Below are 16,553 nucleotides of genomic sequence, written 5' to 3'. Positions count from 1 at the left end.
CATTTGTTTCAGATGCTCGCGTGCCGCTCTGCGAGTCCGATGAGGGTGCGGGTGATCGCGCCGGTGCCGCCCTTGGGGGTGTAGCCGTACGGCTCGCCCTTGTTGAACGCCGGTCCGGCCATGTCGATGTGGGCCCAGCGCACCCCGTCGGGCACGAACTCCTTGAGGAAGATGGCCGCGGTCAGCATGCCGCCGAAGCGCTCGGGGTGGAGGTTGGCGATGTCGGCGACCGGCGAGTCGAGGCCCTTGCGCAGCTCCTCGGGCAGCGGCATGCCCCAGGCGCCCTCGCCCGCGGCGGTGGCGGCCTCGACGACCAGCTCCCTGACGGCGTCGTCGTTGGACATGACCCCGGACGTACGCCAGCCGAGCGCGACGATCTGCGCGCCGGTCAGCGTGGCGATGTCGACGATCAGGTCGGGGGAGTCCTCGGCGGCGCGCGCGATGCCGTCCATGAGCACCAGGCGGCCCTCGGCGTCGGTGTCGAGCACCTCGACCGTCTTGCCGCTGTAGCTGTGGATGACGTCGGAGGGACGCTGGGCGGTGCCGCTCGGCAGGTTCTCGGCCAGGCAGAGGTAGCCGACGACGTTGACCGGCAGGCCGAGCCTGGCGATGCCGATCAGCGCGCCGAGCACCGCGCCCGCGCCGCCCATGTCGGACTTCATCCAGTCCATGGAGGCGGACGGCTTGAGCGACAGGCCGCCGGAGTCGAAGGTGATGCCCTTGCCCACGAACGCCAGCGTCTTGGCGGCGTCGGGGTGGTTGTAGGAGACGCGGACCAGGCGCGGCGGGTTGACCGAGCCCTGGCCGACGCCGATGAGGCCGCCGTAGCCGCCGTCCTTGAGCTGCTTCTCGTCGAGCACCTCGACGGTCAGCCCGGTCTTGGCGCCCTCCTGCTCGGCGATCTCGGCGAACTTGGCCGGCCACAGGTCGGACGGCGGCGTGTTGACCAGGTCGCGGACCAGCGCGACGGACTCGGCCAGCACACCGGCCCGCTCGGCCACGGAGTCGGACTGCCCCGACAGGACCGTGATCTCGGAGACCGGGGCCTTCTGGTCCTCACCCGTACGGTAGCGGGCGAAGCCGTAGGCGCCGAGCAGCGCGCCCAGCGCGACGGCCTCGGCCTGCGCGGCGTCGTCGGCGGGCAGGGCCAGCGCGGCGCGGCCGGTGCCGGCGAGCGACCGGACGGCGGCGCCCGCGGCGCGGCGGAGGGACTCGAGATCCGGCGAGTCGCCCAGGCCGACGGCGACGAGCACCGGGGCCGCGATGGCGCCGAACGTGGGGAGCTTGGCCAGCTCTCCGGGGTTGCCGGAGAAGCCGACGGAGCTGAGGGAGGCGGCGAGGTTGCCGCCGAAGGCCGCGTCAAGGGACTCAGCGCCCGTGAGGCGGGGGCCGTTCTGGCCGGGCCGGAAGCCGACGATCAACGCGTCGGTGTCGACGGAGGCTGGGTCTGCTGAGTTCAACCGCACAGTGGTCACGTAAACCGATGCTATCCACGGTTTCTGGGTACTCACAAACAGGGGTTCATCCTACAAATCGCAGGTCGCGCCCGTTATGCGACATGGTGCTAGTGTCATTAGCATCATGCTGCTCGCTCTCGACCTCAACGACGCACGTCCCCTCCATGAACAGGTGGCCGGCGCCATCCGCCGCGCCATCGGAGAGGGCTCCTACGCCCCCGGAGAACGCCTCCCCCCTGCCCGCGACCTGGCCAGGGCGCTCGGCATCAACCCCAACACCGTGCTGCGCGCGCTGCGCGACCTGCGCGACGAGGGGCTGCTGGAGTTCCGGCGGGGGCGCGGGGTCAGCGTCGCGGGCCGGGCCGACGGGCGCGCGCTGCTCGTGCAGCGGGCCCGGGAGCTGCTGGAGGAGGCCAAGAAGCACGGCTACCGCCGTGAGGACCTCATCACCATTTTGGAGGATCTGCCATGAACCCCAGAATCGTCGCCGCGATGTGGGGCGCGGTCGTCACCGCGGCCCTGGTCCTGGTCCCGATGGGGCTGCGCGACCGGCTGCCCGATCCGCTGGCCACCCACTGGACCGGGTCGGGGCCCGACGGCATGGCGTCCTTCACCACCCACGTGCTCACCGTCGCGGCGGTGTGGACCGTGGTGTGGGTCGCGATGCTGGCCGCCACCGCGCGCGGCTGGTCGCTGCGCCGCAGGAACGGCCGGATGTTGTGGTGGGGCGCGCTGTTCGGCGGCGGCACGCTGGTGCTCGGCACCCAGGCTTCCACGGTGTCGGCCAACCTCGACGTGCCCCACTGGAGCGCCGCGAGCCTGCCCGGCGGCCACGTCGTGCTGGTCGTCCTCGCCTCCGCCGGGGTGGGCGTGCTCGCGGGGTACCTCGGCAGGGGCGGGCCCGACCCGGTCGAGGGCGTGCAGGCGCCCCCGGCCATGCGGCTGCGTCCCGGCCGGCGTACGGTCTGGGTCAGCCACCTGGTCAACCCGTGGCTGGTCGCGCTGGCGGTCACGGCGGCGGCGGTGATCGTCGTCCTGTGCGGGCTGCGCCTGGCCGGGGTCGTCGAGGCGGGGACGTTGGCGTCGGTCCTGCCCGGGGCCGTCATCGTGCTGGTCGCGGGGGTGGCGACCTCGACACTGTCCGTACGGGCCGGCGACGACACGGTCGTCATCGGCTTCGGCCCGCTCGGCGTCCTGGCCCGCCGGATCCCGCTGTCGAGGATCGACCGGGCCTGGACGGAGGACCGCCGGCCGAGCGAGGTCGGCGGATGGGGCTTCCGCGGCCTGCCCGGCGCGGCCACCATCATGCTGCGCGGCGGAGAGTGCCTGGTCCTCGCCTACCGGTCCGGCGGCCGGCTGACCATCAGCATCGACGACGCCGAGCGCGGCGCGTCCCTCATCAATGCCCTCGTCGCGGAGCGTGCCCGGTCATGAGAAGACAACTTCCCGTCTACCTCGTCCTCGCCTTCGGCCTGTCCTGGCTGGTGGCGCTGCCCATCTGGCTCGGCGCCGGACTCGGCTCGCCGGCGGCGAAGGGGCTGGCCGCGATCATGATGTTCACCCCCACCGCCGGGGTGCTCGGGGTGTGGGCGCTGTCGCGCGCGCCCTGGCGGCGGTGGGCCGCCGAGACCGGTCTGACGCTGGGCGAGCGCAAGGGGCGTACCGGCCGGTACGTCCTCGCCGCCTGGCTGGGCGTGCCGCTGCTGATCGCCGTCAGCGCCGGGCTCAGCACCGCCGTCGGGCTGTTCCCGCTCGACCTCGACCGGTTCAGCCTGTTCGCGGCGGCGCTGGAGGCGCAGGGCGTGCAGCCGCCCGCGAACCCCGGCCCGGCCCTCTACCTGCAGATCGCCGTGGCCGTGCTGGTGGGCCCGGTGCTGAACGCCGTGCCCTCGCTCGGCGAGGAGTGGGGCTGGCGCGGCTGGCTGCTGCCCCGGCTCTCCTCGACGTACGGCGCGTTCGGCGGCCTGGCGCTGTCCGGGGCGATCTGGGGCCTGTGGCACGCCCCGCTCACCCTGCTCGGCTACAACTACCCGAGCATCGGGTCGTGGGCGGCGTTGCAGTTCATCGGCTTCTGCGTGCTGGCCGGCATCGCGATCGGCTGGCTCAGGCTGCGTACGGGCAGCGTGTGGCCCTGCGTCGTCGCGCACGGGTCGCTGAACGCCGTCCTGCCCGCGGTGCTGCTGCTCGGCGACGCCGCGGCCCCGCCCGACACCACGCTGGCCGGGCTCACCGGGCTGGTCGGCTGGGTCCCGCTCGCCCTGCTCTGCGTGTTCCTCCTCCGGCGCCTGCCGGCCCGCACCCCGGAGCCGGTCGGCTGAACGTCCCGCGTACGGGTCAGGCCGCCAGCGCGGACACCGCGAGGGCGGTCGCCGTACCGGTCTCCACCAGCGCGCCGAGCACGTCGCCGGTGATGCCGCCGAGCCGCCGCCGGGCGTGCCGGAGCAGCAGCAGCGCCGCCCCCAGCCCGGCCGCCAGCGCGAACGGCGGGACCCACGTCCCGGCCGCCAGCCCCAGCCCGGCCGTCACCACGAGGGCGGCCAGCGTGGTGAGCCAGGCCGCGAGGTCGCTCACGGTGCCCGCGACCATCGCCCCCAGCCCACCGGGACGCGCGGCGGGCACGCTCGCCCGGCAGGCCCAGGTGAGCGCCAGCCGCCCGGCCACGCAGGCGGTCACCAGGGCGGCGTAGCCCGTCCCGGTCAGCGCCGCCGCCTGGACGAGCAGCGTGATGACCAGCGTCATCACCCCGAACGGCCCGATGTCTGACTTTTTCATGATGTCGAGGGCCGCGGCGGCGGGCTTGCCGCTGCCCAGTCCGTCGGCGAGATCGGCCAGCCCGTCCAGGTGCAGCCCGCGGGTGAGCACGGCCAGCAGCCCGAGCGCGAGCGCCGCGCCCAGCAGCGGCGGCCCCGGCAGCAGCAGGGGCAGCCCGGCCGCCGCGCCGAGCGCCAGCCCCACCGCGGGAGCCGCCACCATGGCCCGCCCGGCGACCTCCCGGTCCACCCGTTCGACCCGTACGGGAACGGCGCTGAGCGTGCCGATCGCGAAGCGCAACCCATGGGTCAGCTCAGCAAGCCGCATAACGACCGATCCTAGGGCCGACTAATGTGACGGGAATGCACGTGCTTGAACTCGAAGGTGTAGGTGTCCGGGTTGTCGGCAAAACGCTGCTCGACGGCATCGACTGGCAGGTGGCGTACGGCGACCACTGGGTGATCCTCGGCCCCAACGGCGCGGGCAAGACCACCCTGCTCTCGCTGGCGGGGGCGGTGCGGCACCCGAGCGAGGGCACGGTCAGCGTGCTCGGCCACCGGCTCGGCCGGATCGACCTGCGGGAGCTGCGCCGCCACATCGGCCTGGTCGCGGCCAGCCAGCGGCTGATCGACGAGGAGCTGATGGAGCAGGAGGGCGCCACCGCCCACACCGTCGTCCTCACCGGCCACACCGGTACCAGCGTCCCGCTGTGGGACAAGTACGGCGACGCCGAACGCGAGCGCGCCACCCGCCTGCTGGCCGACCTGGGCTGCAAGGACCTGGCCGAACGCCCGTTCCGGGTGTGCTCCCAAGGGGAGCGGGCCCGGGTCAGGGTGGCCAGGGCGCTCATGGCCGAACCGGCCGTGCTGCTGCTCGACGAGCCGTTCGCCGGGCTCGACCTGCCGGCGCGCGAGGACCTCATCACCGCCGTCGAGCACCTGGCCGAGACCCGGCCGGTCCTGACCACGGTGACGGTGACCCACCACCTGGAGGAGGTGCCCGCGACCACCACGCACGCGCTGCTCATGCGCGACGCCCGGGTGCTGGCCGCCGGGCCGGTGTCGGAGGTGCTCACCCCCGACAACCTGTCCGACTGCTTCGGCCGCCCGCTGGCCGTCGACCGCCTCGACGGCCGCTGGTACGCCCGAGCCGTACGCCCGTAGCCCCCGCGGCTCGGGGTTTCGGGGCTTCGAGACATCACGGCTTCGGGTCAGAGCTCCAGCAGGCGTCCCGCGACCACCAGCGCGACGTACTCGGACTCGGCGGCCAGTTGCTCGTTGAGGCGGCCGAGGACGTCCCTGAAGGCCCGTCCGGCGGACGTGGCGGGCACCACGCCCATCCCCACCTCGTCCGAGACCGCCACGAGCGGCACCGGCGTGGCACGCCAGGCCGCGACCAGCTCCGCGCAGCGTGCCGCCACGGGCGCGCGCTCGCCCTCCCATGCCCCGCACTCGTCGAACACCGCCGCCACCCACGTGCCCAGCCCGTCGATCAGCAGCGGCGTCCTGGCCGCCCCGATGACCGCCGCCAGGTCCGTCGTCTCGACCGTGTCCCAATGGGCGGGCCGCCGTTCCCGGTGCGCCCGTACCCGCGCCGCCCACTCGCCGTCCGCCGCGCCGTCGCCGCCGGTGGCGACATAGGTGACGTACGGCTCGGCCGCCAGCCGCAGCTCGGCCTCGGCCGACTTGCCCGACCTCGCCCCACCGAGCAACAACACCCGCCGCGCCGGCACCTCCCGCCCACCACCCCCGAGAACCGTCCCGTCCGGTACGGCCTCCGCCCTGTCGCCCTCCAGAACCGTCCCGTCCGGTACGGCCACCGCTCCCCAGAGCCGCAGCCGTCTGGCCAGCTCCTCCTCCGACCGGACGCGGTGATCCAGCCAGGCGGCCACCACCAGGGTCCGGTCGTCGGCCAGCCCCGCCCGGCGCAGTTCGCCGAGCCGCTGCGGGCGGTCGAGCAGGTCGAGCACGACCGCGTCGTACCGGGCCGGGCCGCCGGCCGGGGGCTCGCGGCCAGGAGGCAGGCACAACACCGCCCGGCCATCGGGACACACCATCCCCAGCCCACCGCCGAACGCGCCGGCACCGCTGAACGGGAACCGCGCGACGTCGTCCACGACCAGCTCGAAGGGACGGCGATGCCCAGGGGGAAGCCGTACGCACGAGGCACACGGGCACCCCGGCACCGGCCACCCGGCCTCACCAGCGGTCCCGGAGAAAAGAAGCTTCACCGCCCAGAGGCTACCGACCACCAGAGCCCGGGCCCGCTCAGCCATGGGCCGCTCGCCCCCAGAAGCGCCTGAACGGACCCAGCCCCTCCCCACCAGAGGGGAAGGCACCGAATGCAGGCGCACGGGAGCGGGCGCCTGGCCCGAGAGGGGCCTGCCGGGGACGGGCGCTTGGGCGGGAGCAGAGGGGCTGCCAGGCCGGGGGGCTTGGAGCCGGGGGAGGGGTTGCCGGGCGCGAGGGCTTGTCGGGTGGACGTCTTCGAGCTGGAGGGGCCTCAGCAAGCGATGGTCGGGGGGCGTTCTCTGCGAGGGGTGCCGGCGCGGCGCCTGGTGGCCGCCCAGGCGGCGGCGCCGAACAGCAGCAGCGCACCCGCACCACCTCCCACCGACAGCACCGGCAACCCACCCGACAAGCCGCCACCATCCGACGCAAGGGTGAGGCGAGCACCGGAGAGGGGGAGAAGAACCAAGACGGACGCCCCCACGCCGACCCCGGCCGCAACACGGCACGCGCGCGGCATCGATGGACCTCCGAGCTCGGGAGTAGGGTTCCAGTGCGGTCGGAGGGAACGCGCCGGCGAACCCGCGGAAAAGGAGCGTATGGCATGACATGGCGGTGGCGTTATGAAAATGCAAATGGTGGTGAGGTGACCGAACGCCCTTTGCCGCGAGAGGTGTTCCCGAGCCAGGCCGACGCGGAATCCTGGCTCGGGGAGAACTGGCGTGACCTGCTCGAAGCCGGAGTCGAGCGGGTGGCGCTGCTCGACGAGGACCGCGTCGAATACACGGGATTGTCATTGCGCCCCGAGTGATTCCCGGAAAAGAAAAAACCCCTTGAGCGCATTGTGGCTCAAGGGGCTTTTCGCGGCCCGCGCTACGGACGGGTGCTCGGGCTGACCGTCTTGGCGGGGTCGCGCTCCACGACCGTGCCGAGGACGTCGTCGATGCGCTTCAGCACCTCGTCCTCCAGCTTGACGCCGGCGGCCTTGACGTTGTCGCGCACCTGCTCGGGGCGGGTGGCGCCGACGATGGCGCTGGAGACGTTCGGGTTCTGCAGCACCCACGCCACTGCGAGCTGGGCCATGGTCAGACCGAGGTCGGCGGCGATCGGCTTGAGCTCCTGGACGCGGGCGAGCACGTCGTCGTTCATGTAACGCGCGATCATGGCGCTGCCGCTCGCGTCGGTCGCCCGCGAGCCCTGCGGGGGCTGCTGCCCGGGCAGGTACTTGCCGGTGAGCACGCCCTGCGCGATCGGCGACCAGACGATCTGGCCGACGCCCTCGCGCTCGCTCAGCGGCACGATCTCGGCCTCGATGACCCGCCAGAGCATCGAGTACTGGGGCTGGTTCGACACGATCCGGTCGAAGCCCATCTCGTCGGCGATCTTCAGGGCCCTGGCGATCTGGTCGGCCGTCCACTCGCTGACGCCGACGTAGAGCACCTTGCCCTGGCGTACGAGGTCGTCGAACGTCTTGAGCGTCTCCTCCAGCGGCGTCTCGTTGTCGAAGCGGTGGGCCTGGTAGAGGTCGACGTAGTCGGTCTGCAGGCGGCGCAGCGAGTTGTTGATCGACTCGGTGACGTGCTTGCGGGACAGACCGCGGTCGTTCTGGCCGGGGCCGGTGGGCCAGTAGACCTTGGTGAAGATCTCCAGCGACTCCCTGCGGACGCCCTTCAGCGCCCGGCCGAGCACCTCCTCGGCTTTCGTCCCCGCGTAGACGTCGGCGGTGTCGAAGGTGGTGATGCCCTCGTCGAGCGCCGCCTGCACGCACAGCTTGGCGGCGTCCTCCTCGACCTGGGAGCCGTGGGTGAGCCAGTTGCCGTAGCTGATCTCGCTGACCTTGAGACCGCTACGACCGAGGTGTCGGAATTCCATACGTCCGACCTTAAGGCGTCACATGAACCGATTGGTTTCGGGATAGGGTGCGCGACGTGCTCAAGCTCGTCCGCCAGGCTCTCACCGCGGCCGTCCTGATCGCCCTCGCGGTGCGGTTACGCCGCCGTGCCCGCCTGCCCAGGGCCGAGCCGCCGCCGTCCGTACCCGTGCCCGTCCGGCGGGCCCGCGGCGGGAGGGCGGCCCTGCTGTGGCTGGTCGTCGCCGCGGTCGCGGTCGTCGCGCTGGTGCTCGCCCTGACCCGTACGACGGAGCAGCGCGACGCCCAGGCCCTCGCGCGCGCCGCCACCGAGCAGCAGCAGGCGGCCGCGACGAAGACCGAGCCCGCGGCAACGGCCCGCGCCACCGCCCCGGCCACGACCGCCCAGGCCACGCGCACCGACGCTGCCACGGCCACCCAGGCCACGGCCACCCCGCCCAACTGCGCGCCCAGCCCCCGCCCGATCGACCCCCGCAGGGTCGCCCCCGAGGTCAAGCGGGCCGTGGACGCCCAATGGCGGCGCATCGAACGCTGGCTCAGGACGCACGCTCCCCGCACCTACCGCACGCTGGGCGCCCCGGTCAGGGCGCGCACGATCGCGGTGGCGGAATCGCAGACGGGCCTGGACTTCCCCGACGCCCTGCGCGCCTCACTGCTGCGCCACAACGGCTCGCGCGGGGCCGGCGTCTTCGGCTTCCGCCCGGGAGCGCGCGCCCACCTCACGGTCCGCGGCATGAGGGACGCCTGGCGCGAGATGTGTGCCCGCGACCAGCCCGGCTCCTGGGACGGCCTGCTGATCCCGTTCCTGTCCTACACCGCCCCCGACGGCGGCGTCGCGTACGCGGTCGTGAGCTCGGCCGACGGGACGGTCACCGGGGCGACGGGCAGGCGGCTGAAGTCGTCGTACACGCTGCTGCGGACCGTCGCCGACGCCCTCGAACGGGGCGGGACGATCGACGGCCGGCGCCCGGCGGTCAGCGGCGGCCTCCTGCGCTGGAAGCCGGCGGGCTGACCCGGGACGCGCGTCGCGGGGCCACGCCGGGACGCGCACGTGCCCACCACCGGGAACGGTGATGGGCACGCGGAGCGTCGCCGATTAGGCGGTTTCCCGAAAAATCGGGAAACCTGGACTACTTCTTGGGCGGCGCGGGCCGTCCGCCCGGCAGCACCGTGGGCGGCGGGAAACGCAGCTTGCGGATCTGCAGGGCCCGCATGGCCGCGTAGAAGCCGACGCCCTTCACGCTCTCGTTGGGCAGCTTGGCCGCGACCTCCTTCTTCACCTTCCACGCCACGTAGACGGAGGTGAACAGGACGCCGACCATCATGATGGGCCAGCCGACCGCGATCACGATGTTGAGCACCTTGGCCCGGATCTCGATGGGCCACGGCACCCAGGTCGCCAGCAGGATCAGTAGCGAGAACGGCAGGAAGTACTGGCTCGGCAGGCGCCGCGAGTCGACCCAGTCGCGCGCGAACTTGCGCGCCGGACCCTTGTCGCGAACAGGAAGATAACGCTCGTCACCTGCGAGCATGCCCTTGCGGGCCCGGTCACGCTCGGAGGCCTGCTTGGCCCGCATCTGCCGATAGGCCTCCTTGCGGTCCTTCGGCGCGGAGACCGGCTGGCGTCGTCTGCCCTCGGCATCCCGGCGCTTGGGTGTGGGACGACCTTTACCCTGGGGCTTAGGATCGTCAACGGGGACGGGGGTGTCGTCCACGGAGGTTTGGGATCGGCGTCGCAACACACGTCAACCCTACCTGGACTGCAACTTAGTGACGCCCCCGTGCGTTATGCGTAGGGTAATCCCAAGGCGGCTGCGCTGCATTGGGTGAACACCAGCACGACCTAGAAGGGGACGGCCGACGCGCATGAGCGTGATGAAGAGACTTTCGATGATCTTCAAGTCCAAGGCCAACAAGGCCCTGGACAAGATGGAGGATCCGCGCGAGACGCTTGACTACTCCTATCAGCGGCAGCTCGAGTTGCTGCAGAAGGTGCGTCGAGGGGTGGCCGACGTGGCCACCTCGCGCAAGCGGGTAGAACTGCAGATCAACGGCCTGGAGGCACAGGCCAGGCGCTACGAGGACCAGGGCCGCAAGGCGCTGTCCGTCGGGCGCGAGGACCTCGCGCGTGAGGCCCTGCAGCGGCGGTCCAATCTGCAGGGGCAGATGGCCGACCTCAAGGTCCAGCACGACAACCTGCAGGCCGAGGAGGAGAAGCTGACCACGGCTTCCCAGCGGCTGCAGGCCAAGGTCGACTCCTTCCGTACGAAGAAGGAGACGATCAAGGCGACCTACACCGCCGCCGAGGCGCAGACGCGCATCAACGAGGCGTTCTCCGGCATCTCCGAGGAGATGGGCGACGTCGGCCTGGCGATCCAGCGCGCCGAGGACAAGACGGCGCAGATGCAGGCCCGCGCGGGGGCGATCGACGAGCTGCTGGCCAGCGGCGCGCTCGACGACTTCAGCGGCACCCGCGGCGACGACATCCAGGCCGAGCTCGACCGCATGGGCGGCGGCATGGACGTCGAGCTGGAGCTGGCCCGGATGAAGTCCGAGCTGGGCCAGGGCCCGGCGCCCAAGAGCGCCATCGAGCAGGGGCAGCCGCAGCAGCAGGCCCAGCCGCAGCAGCAGGGTCACACCCAGCAGCTGCGTCAGCCCGGGGAGGGCGCATGATCGTCAGAATCATGGGCGAGGGCCAGGTGGAGATCTCGGCGGACGACATCGCGGTGCTCAACGAGCTCGACAGCGAGCTCGAGGCCGCCATCGAGACCGGCGACGAGAGTGCCTTCCGCGTCAAGCTGCACGCGTTGCTCGACAAGGTGCGCCATGTGGGCAAGGCGCTTCCCGACGACAGCCTTGAGCCGTCAGAGCTGATCCTTCCCCCCGCGGACGCCTCGATCGAGGAGGTCCGGGAGATGCTGGGCGACCAAGGCCTCATTCCGGGCTGAGTCCCGTGGGTACGCGGTTCGCGTCCGACAGCGGCCTGACCCGCCGCATGGTCGTGACGATGTTCCTGCTGGGGCTGCTCTACGTGGTGTTCGTCGGCGTGCTGATCGCCCTCGGCGTGCGCGCGCTGACCGTGCTGGTGCTCGCCGGGGGGCTGCTGCTGGTGCAGTACTTCCTGTCCGACCGCATCGCGTTGTTCGCGATGCACGGGCGGGAGGTCTCCCCACAGGAGGCCCCCGAGCTCCACGGCCTGATCGACCGGCTGTGCGCGCTGGCCGACATGCCCAAGCCGCGGGTGGCGATCGCCGACTCCGACGTCCCCAACGCCTTCGCCACCGGCCGCAACCAGAAGCGGGCCGTCGTCTGCGTGACGACGGGCATCCTGCGCCGCCTGGAGCCGCAGGAGCTCGAAGGCGTCCTGGCCCACGAGTTGTCGCACGTCGCCCACCGCGACGTCGCCGTCATGACGATCGCCTCGTTCCTGGGGATCGTCGCGGGGCTCATGACCCGGTTCGCCCTCTACGCCGGCTTCGGCGGGCGCAGGGACAACGGCCAGGGCGGCATCCCGGTCGGGCTGATCATCATGCTGGTCTCGATCATCGTGTACGCCGTCAGCTTCCTGCTCACCCGGGCCCTGTCGCGTTACCGCGAGCTGGCCGCCGACCGGGCCGGAGCCCTGCTCACGCAGCGTCCCTCGGCCCTGGCCAGCGCGCTGACCAAGGTCACCGGCGACATGGCGAGGATCCCGACCAGGGATCTGCGCGAGGCGGAGCCGTTCAACGCCTTCTACTTCGCCCCGGCGCTGGCCAAGGGGCAGACGCTGGCGAACCTGTTCTCCACGCACCCGCCGCTGGAACGGCGGCTCGAACTCCTCGCGTCCATCTCCAAGCAGCTCGGAAGGGGCTGAGACCGTATGGGCTGGCTCGACGCGCTGCTGGGCCGGTCCAAGCCGGCCAAGCCCAATCTCGACGCGCTGTTCGCGCTGCCGTCCGCCGCCGTGACGCTCCAGGCCGCGACCGGTCTCGTCCCCACCGGTCTCGGCTCGGTGTCGTTCCGGGCGGCGGAGGGCGGCGCGTTCGCCACGCTGGAACGCGACGTCAAGGCGCTGCTCGGTGAGCGCGTCGAGGAGTCCGACGACGGCTACGGCTACACCTGGCTGCTGGTCCGGCGCTCGCCCGACGACGTCAGCGACCTGGTCACCGAGCTGCACGCGGTCAACTCCTCGCTGGAGTCGGCCGGGTTCGGGCCGTCGTTGTTGTGCTCGCTGGTGTCGTTCGCCGATCCGGACGGCAGGCGGCTGGCCGTCGTCTACCTGTACAAGCGCGGCACGTTCTACCCGTTCGCGCCGCTGCCCGGGCAGCGGCGCGACAACGCGCTCGAACTGCAGGCCAGGGGCGCTCTGGAGGGCGAGCTGCCGCTGGAGTCCGACCTCAGCCGATGGTTCCCGGTATGGGGTGCTCCGGGCCTCTGAACACCCATAGTGGTGTAATCGTCACGTGGAGCGAAGGTTGTTCGTCGCCGCCGCCTCGGTGCTCATCGTGGCGGCGGTGTTGTACAGCGCGTGGATCACCGGGCAGTTCACCACGCCCGCCGTGGACAGGACCGACGGTTACGTCAGCGAGCTGGCCGCCCGCGACCAGCCCTGGACGCGGTTGTTCCGGGTCAGCGACGTGCTGTCGGGGCTGGCCTGCCTGGCCGCCGTGGCCGTGGTGCCGCGGGTGGCGCGCGAGTGGGCCGGCTGGCTGGCGCTGACCGCGTTCGGGCTGCTGACGGTCCTGTCCGGCCTGTTCCCGCTCGACTGCGCCGTGCTCAGCGATCCGTCCTGCCGTGGCGACGGGGCCTCCCACCTGTTCCACCTGGTCGTCGGGGCGCTGGGCGTGGTGGCCCTGCTGACCGCGATGGCGCTGCTCGCCGCGCGCTGGCGCTCGGTGGTGTCATGGACGCTCACCGGCCTGAACGTGGCGGCCACCCTGGTCATGCTGGCCGCCCTGGCCGCCGGCCGGTGGGCCGGCCTCGCGCACCGCGCCCAGCTCACGATGATCGCCGTCTGGCTGGTGTACGTGGCGCTCAGGCTGCTCGTCCACGACGGCGACGAGAGCTCCTGCGGCCCGCCGCACGTCGTCGACCAGGGCGCGGGCCCCGGCGTGCTCATCACGGCGGGGCTCGGCGGCGCCTGGTTCCACTGGGACGCCGTGGCCGCGGCGCTGGCCGCCGGTCACCGGGTCGTCCGCTTCGACCGTCCGGGGCTCGGCCTCAGCCCGCCCGCCCCCGACCGGCCCACCCTGTACGGCGAGGTCGCCCGGCTGGCCGCGCTGGCCCCCTCGCACCCGTCCCAGGTCACCTTGGTCGCGCACGGCGCGTCCTGCTGGCACGCCGAGGCGTTCGCCCGGCTGCACCCGTTGTGCGTGGCCAAGCTCGTCCTGGTGGACCCGTGCCCGCCGCCCCTGCGCCGCCCGCTCGCGCTCGCCGCCGCCCTGGGCGCGTGGCTGCCCGCCCTGGGCGGCACGTGGGGCGCCAACGCGCTGGCCCGCCTGGCCGGGCCCCTGACACACCGCCTGGTCACGGGTACGGGCGACCCCTTCGGCGTGTACCGCATGGGCAAGGTGCCCGCGGCGGTGGCGGGGGAGTGGCTGGCCCGCCGCGACATGGCCGCCGACCTGCGCCGCATCCGGTACGGGCACCCCTTCCCCGACATCCCGGTCACCGTGATCGCCGCCGGCGCCCGGGACGCCCGCCAGGAGCGGCTGGCCGTCGCCTTCGACGCCAAGCTCGTCCTCCTGCCCGCCTCCGGGCACCAGGTCGAGCTGGACGATCCGGGCGCGATCGCCGGCGCCGTGTGAGCTTCCCGTAGGCGGGGGCAGGACACGCCCGTAGGATCGAGGCGAACCCAGTCGAGGGGGGCAGGAGTGGACATCTCCGTCGTCGGTGAGGGCAGCGTGCAGGCCGCTCCCGACGTCCTGCGGTTGCTGGCGGGCGTCGAGGTGCGCAGGCCGTCGGCCTCCGAGGCGTTCACGGCCGTCAGGGCCGCCGCGGCCCGGCTGGCCGACGCGCTGCGCCAGGCCGGCGTCGCGGCCCACGACGTGCGTACGGTCGAGCTCTCCCTGGGCCCCGAGTACGAGGTCTTCCCGAAGGTGTCGGCCTACCGCGCGGCGCAGGGCGTCGAGGTCGTCGTCAGGGACCTGTCGCGGGCCGACGCCGTCATCGACACGGTGGCGGGCGTGGGCGAGGAGGCCCGGCTCAACGGCGTGGCCTTCGAGCTGTCCGACCCGGCGTCGGTGCTCGGCGAGGCCAGGTCGAGGGCGTTCGCGGACGCCGCGGCCAAGGCATCCCAGTACGCCGGGCTGGCCGGCCGCCCGCTCGGCCCGGTCGTCTCGATCGCCGAGGAGGTCAAGGGCGGCGCCCAGCCGCTGACCACCATGGCCTTCGCGGCGGCCGACAGCGCCCCCTCGGTCAGTCCGGGCCGCCAGACCCTCACGGTCACCGTCCGCGTCGGCTACGACTTCGCCTAGCCGCGGCGAGGGCGGGCGCTCCTCGCCGCGGCCAGGCTCGGCCGGTTACGGGAGGGCCAGCATGCGGTCGAGGGCGACCCTGGCCCAGTGGGCGGTGTCGTCGTCCACCGTGATCCGGTTGACGACGTCGCCCAGGACGAGCGACTCCAGCGCCCACACCAGGTGGGGCAGGTCGATGCGGTTCATGGTGGAGCAGTAGCAGACCGTCCGGTCCAGGAACGAGACGTTCTTGTCGGGGAACATGGTGGCCAGCCGCTTGACCAGGTTCAGCTCGGTGCCGATGGCCCAGCTCGAACCGGCGGGAGCGGCCTGGAGGGTTTTGATGATGTGCTCGGTCGAGCCCACGTGGTCGGCCTTGAGCACCACCTCGTGCCGGCACTCGGGGTGCACGAGCACGTTCACGCCGGGGATGCGGGCGCGTACGTCGTCGACGGACTCGGGCGTGAAGCGGCCGTGCACCGAGCAGTGGCCCTTCCACAGGATCATCCGCGCCCGGTCGAGCTGCTCGCGGGTCAGGCCGCCGCCGGGACGGTGCGGGTTCCAGACCACGCAGTCCTCCAGCGACATGCCCATCTCCAGGACCGCCGTGTTGCGCCCGAGGTGCTGGTCGGGCAGGAACAGCACCTTGCGGCCCTGCTCGAACGCCCAGTCCAGCGCCCTCTTGGCGTTGGAGGAGGTGCACACCACGCCGCCGTTGCGGCCGCAGAACGCCTTGATGTCGGCGCTGGAGTTCATGTACGTGACCGGGACCACCTCACCGGCCAGACCGGCGTCCTCAAGGGCCTCCCAGCACTCCTCCACCTGGTCGAACGTGGCCATGTCGGCCATCGAGCACCCGGCGGCCAGGTCGGGCAGCACAACCTTCTGCCCGTCGCCGGTCAGGATGTCGGCGGACTCGGCCATGAAGTGCACGCCGCAGAAGACGATGAACTCGGCCTCGGGACGCGCCGCGGCCTGCTGGGCGAGCTTGAAGGAGTCGCCCGTCACGTCGGCGAACTGGATGACCTCGTCGCGCTGGTAGTGGTGGCCCAGCACGAACAGGCGGTCGCCCAGCGCCTCCTTGGCCTTGCGGGCCCGCTCGACCAGGTCCGGGTCGGACGCCGGCGGCAGCTCGCCGGGGCACTCGACGCCCTTCTCGCTGTGCGGATCGGCGCCCTGCCCGAGGACGAAGAGCGGCAGCCCAGTCTGGGTGGCCATCGCCATACCCCCTTATCGTCGTTTTGACGATACTCACTATGACACACGGACGAATGTGGTTATTCCGGAGGTTGGGGACCCGGGAATGTGTGGCATGGGCCATGTGTTGGTAGCGTCATCAGTAGGACGTCGGAATCAGACAGCCGGGTTAGGGAGTCAGCAGATGACGGTTGAGAGCAGCGAGACCACGACGCAGGGTCTGATCCTGACTGACGCGGCCGCCGCGAAGGTCAAGAGCCTGCTGGAGCAGCAGGGCGAGGAAGGTCTGCAGCTGAGGGTCGCCGTGCAGCCGGGTGGTTGCTCCGGCCTGCGCTACCAGCTCTTCTTCGACGACCGTTCCATGGACGGTGACGTGGTGACGGACTTCGGTGGTGTGAGCGTGGTCACCGACCGCATGAGCGCCCCCTACCTGCTGGGCGCCAGCATCGACTTCGTCGACACGATCGAGAAGCAGGGCTTCACCATCGACAACCCCAACGCCACCGGCTCGTGCGCCTGTGGCGACTCGTTCAACTAAGGGGTCACGGCTTCGGCCTGTGGGGTCCCGCCCGCCTTTGTGCGAGCGGGACCTTCGCGTATTCTCGTGGGGCTCATT

The 16,553-nt window shown here is 72.2% G+C and carries 19 protein-coding genes; 13 read left to right on the top strand and 6 right to left on the bottom strand.

All coding sequences use genetic code 11. The features are described 5' to 3' along the window. Positions 1-8: 8 nt before the first annotated feature. Positions 9-1,475 (bottom strand): leucyl aminopeptidase, encoded by a 1,467-nt coding sequence (locus IEZ27_RS16890; RefSeq protein ID WP_189648068.1) that lies wholly within the window; start codon positions 1,473-1,475, stop codon positions 9-11. Positions 1,476-1,581: 106 nt separating this feature from the next. On the opposite strand from IEZ27_RS16890, the gene IEZ27_RS16885 reads away from it, so the two are divergent. From IEZ27_RS16885 to IEZ27_RS16875, 3 genes are read left to right on the top strand one after another with little or no spacing between them, the layout of a single operon-like run. Beyond that, positions 1,582-1,929, top strand: a complete 348-nt coding sequence (locus IEZ27_RS16885; RefSeq protein WP_125630823.1) for a GntR family transcriptional regulator — start codon at positions 1,582-1,584, stop codon at positions 1,927-1,929. Further along, the gene (locus IEZ27_RS16880; RefSeq protein WP_189648067.1) at positions 1,926-2,891 is read left to right on the top strand and encodes a DUF1648 domain-containing protein; all 966 of its coding nucleotides are present in this window, start codon (positions 1,926-1,928) and stop codon (positions 2,889-2,891) included. Before IEZ27_RS16885 ends, IEZ27_RS16880 begins: the two co-directional genes overlap by 4 nt. After that, on the top strand, positions 2,888-3,775 hold the full coding sequence (locus tag IEZ27_RS16875; protein ID WP_189648066.1) for a CPBP family intramembrane glutamic endopeptidase: 888 nt from the start codon (positions 2,888-2,890) through the stop codon (positions 3,773-3,775). Before IEZ27_RS16880 ends, IEZ27_RS16875 begins: the two co-directional genes overlap by 4 nt. A 16-nt stretch (positions 3,776-3,791) precedes the next feature. On the opposite strand, the gene IEZ27_RS16870 is transcribed toward IEZ27_RS16875, so the two are convergent. After that, positions 3,792-4,535 (bottom strand): adenosylcobinamide-GDP ribazoletransferase, encoded by a 744-nt coding sequence (locus tag IEZ27_RS16870; RefSeq protein WP_189648065.1) that lies wholly within the window; start codon positions 4,533-4,535, stop codon positions 3,792-3,794. A 35-nt stretch (positions 4,536-4,570) separates the two neighbouring features. Between IEZ27_RS16870 and IEZ27_RS16865 the strand changes: the two genes are divergently transcribed. Further along, positions 4,571-5,371 carry an ABC transporter ATP-binding protein gene (locus tag IEZ27_RS16865; protein ID WP_125630815.1) on the top strand — a complete coding sequence of 267 codons (801 nt, stop codon included), beginning with the start codon at positions 4,571-4,573 and terminating at the stop codon, positions 5,369-5,371. Positions 5,372-5,418: 47 nt separating this feature from the next. On the opposite strand, the gene IEZ27_RS16860 is transcribed toward IEZ27_RS16865, so the two are convergent. Next, positions 5,419-6,438: a bifunctional adenosylcobinamide kinase/adenosylcobinamide-phosphate guanylyltransferase gene (locus IEZ27_RS16860; protein ID WP_229824052.1), complete on the bottom strand. Its 1,020-nt coding sequence runs from the start codon at positions 6,436-6,438 to the stop codon at positions 5,419-5,421. A 602-nt stretch (positions 6,439-7,040) separates the two neighbouring features. On the opposite strand from IEZ27_RS16860, the gene IEZ27_RS16855 reads away from it, so the two are divergent. Next, positions 7,041-7,247 (top strand): hypothetical protein, encoded by a 207-nt coding sequence (locus tag IEZ27_RS16855; protein WP_189648063.1) that lies wholly within the window; start codon positions 7,041-7,043, stop codon positions 7,245-7,247. Positions 7,248-7,309: 62 nt separating this feature from the next. On the opposite strand, the gene IEZ27_RS16850 is transcribed toward IEZ27_RS16855, so the two are convergent. Continuing rightward, entirely contained in the window at positions 7,310-8,308 is a 999-nt protein-coding gene (locus IEZ27_RS16850) for an aldo/keto reductase family protein (protein ID WP_189648062.1), read from the bottom strand. Between the two features lie 56 nt (positions 8,309-8,364). Between IEZ27_RS16850 and IEZ27_RS16845 the strand changes: the two genes are divergently transcribed. After that, positions 8,365-9,318, top strand: coding sequence for an SMI1/KNR4 family protein (locus IEZ27_RS16845; protein ID WP_189648061.1), 954 nt, complete (start codon positions 8,365-8,367; stop codon positions 9,316-9,318). A gap of 118 nt (positions 9,319-9,436) precedes the next feature. On the opposite strand, the gene IEZ27_RS16840 is transcribed toward IEZ27_RS16845, so the two are convergent. Further along, positions 9,437-10,021, bottom strand: a complete 585-nt coding sequence (locus IEZ27_RS16840; protein WP_229824051.1) for a DUF3043 domain-containing protein — start codon at positions 10,019-10,021, stop codon at positions 9,437-9,439. 151 nt (positions 10,022-10,172) lie between these two features. On the opposite strand from IEZ27_RS16840, the gene IEZ27_RS16835 reads away from it, so the two are divergent. From IEZ27_RS16835 to IEZ27_RS16810, 6 genes are all read left to right on the top strand, one after another. Beyond that, positions 10,173-10,979: a PspA/IM30 family protein gene (locus IEZ27_RS16835; protein ID WP_189648060.1), complete on the top strand. Its 807-nt coding sequence runs from the start codon at positions 10,173-10,175 to the stop codon at positions 10,977-10,979. Beyond that, complete coding sequence (gene pspAA, locus IEZ27_RS16830) at positions 10,976-11,254, top strand: PspA-associated protein PspAA (RefSeq protein ID WP_125630804.1); 279 nt, start codon at positions 10,976-10,978, stop codon at positions 11,252-11,254. Before IEZ27_RS16835 ends, pspAA begins: the two co-directional genes overlap by 4 nt. A gap of 5 nt (positions 11,255-11,259) precedes the next feature. Beyond that, positions 11,260-12,159 carry a zinc metalloprotease HtpX gene (gene htpX, locus IEZ27_RS16825; RefSeq protein ID WP_189648059.1) on the top strand — a complete coding sequence of 300 codons (900 nt, stop codon included), beginning with the start codon at positions 11,260-11,262 and terminating at the stop codon, positions 12,157-12,159. Positions 12,160-12,165: 6 nt separating this feature from the next. Beyond that, positions 12,166-12,723 carry a PspA-associated protein PspAB gene (gene pspAB / locus IEZ27_RS16820; RefSeq protein WP_125630801.1) on the top strand — a complete coding sequence of 186 codons (558 nt, stop codon included), beginning with the start codon at positions 12,166-12,168 and terminating at the stop codon, positions 12,721-12,723. Positions 12,724-12,748: 25 nt separating this feature from the next. Beyond that, positions 12,749-14,092 carry an alpha/beta fold hydrolase gene (locus tag IEZ27_RS16815; protein WP_189648058.1) on the top strand — a complete coding sequence of 448 codons (1,344 nt, stop codon included), beginning with the start codon at positions 12,749-12,751 and terminating at the stop codon, positions 14,090-14,092. A 66-nt stretch (positions 14,093-14,158) separates the two neighbouring features. Further along, positions 14,159-14,761, top strand: coding sequence for an SIMPL domain-containing protein (locus IEZ27_RS16810; protein ID WP_189648057.1), 603 nt, complete (start codon positions 14,159-14,161; stop codon positions 14,759-14,761). Between the two features lie 45 nt (positions 14,762-14,806). On the opposite strand, the gene nadA is transcribed toward IEZ27_RS16810, so the two are convergent. Further along, a complete protein-coding gene (gene nadA, locus IEZ27_RS16805) occupies positions 14,807-15,964 on the bottom strand; it encodes a quinolinate synthase NadA (protein ID WP_189648056.1) in 1,158 nt (385 codons plus the stop codon). A 157-nt stretch (positions 15,965-16,121) separates the two neighbouring features. On the opposite strand from nadA, the gene erpA reads away from it, so the two are divergent. Beyond that, complete coding sequence (gene erpA, locus IEZ27_RS16800) at positions 16,122-16,475, top strand: iron-sulfur cluster insertion protein ErpA (protein WP_125630793.1); 354 nt, start codon at positions 16,122-16,124, stop codon at positions 16,473-16,475. The last annotated feature ends 78 nt before the right edge of the window (positions 16,476-16,553 follow it).

Source organism: Nonomuraea spiralis (assembly GCF_014648435.1).
GTDB lineage: Bacteria > Actinomycetota > Actinomycetes > Streptosporangiales > Streptosporangiaceae > Nonomuraea > Nonomuraea spiralis.
Note: the sequence above shows the minus strand (reverse complement) of the source record. Positions and strands in the feature narration are given on the sequence as shown.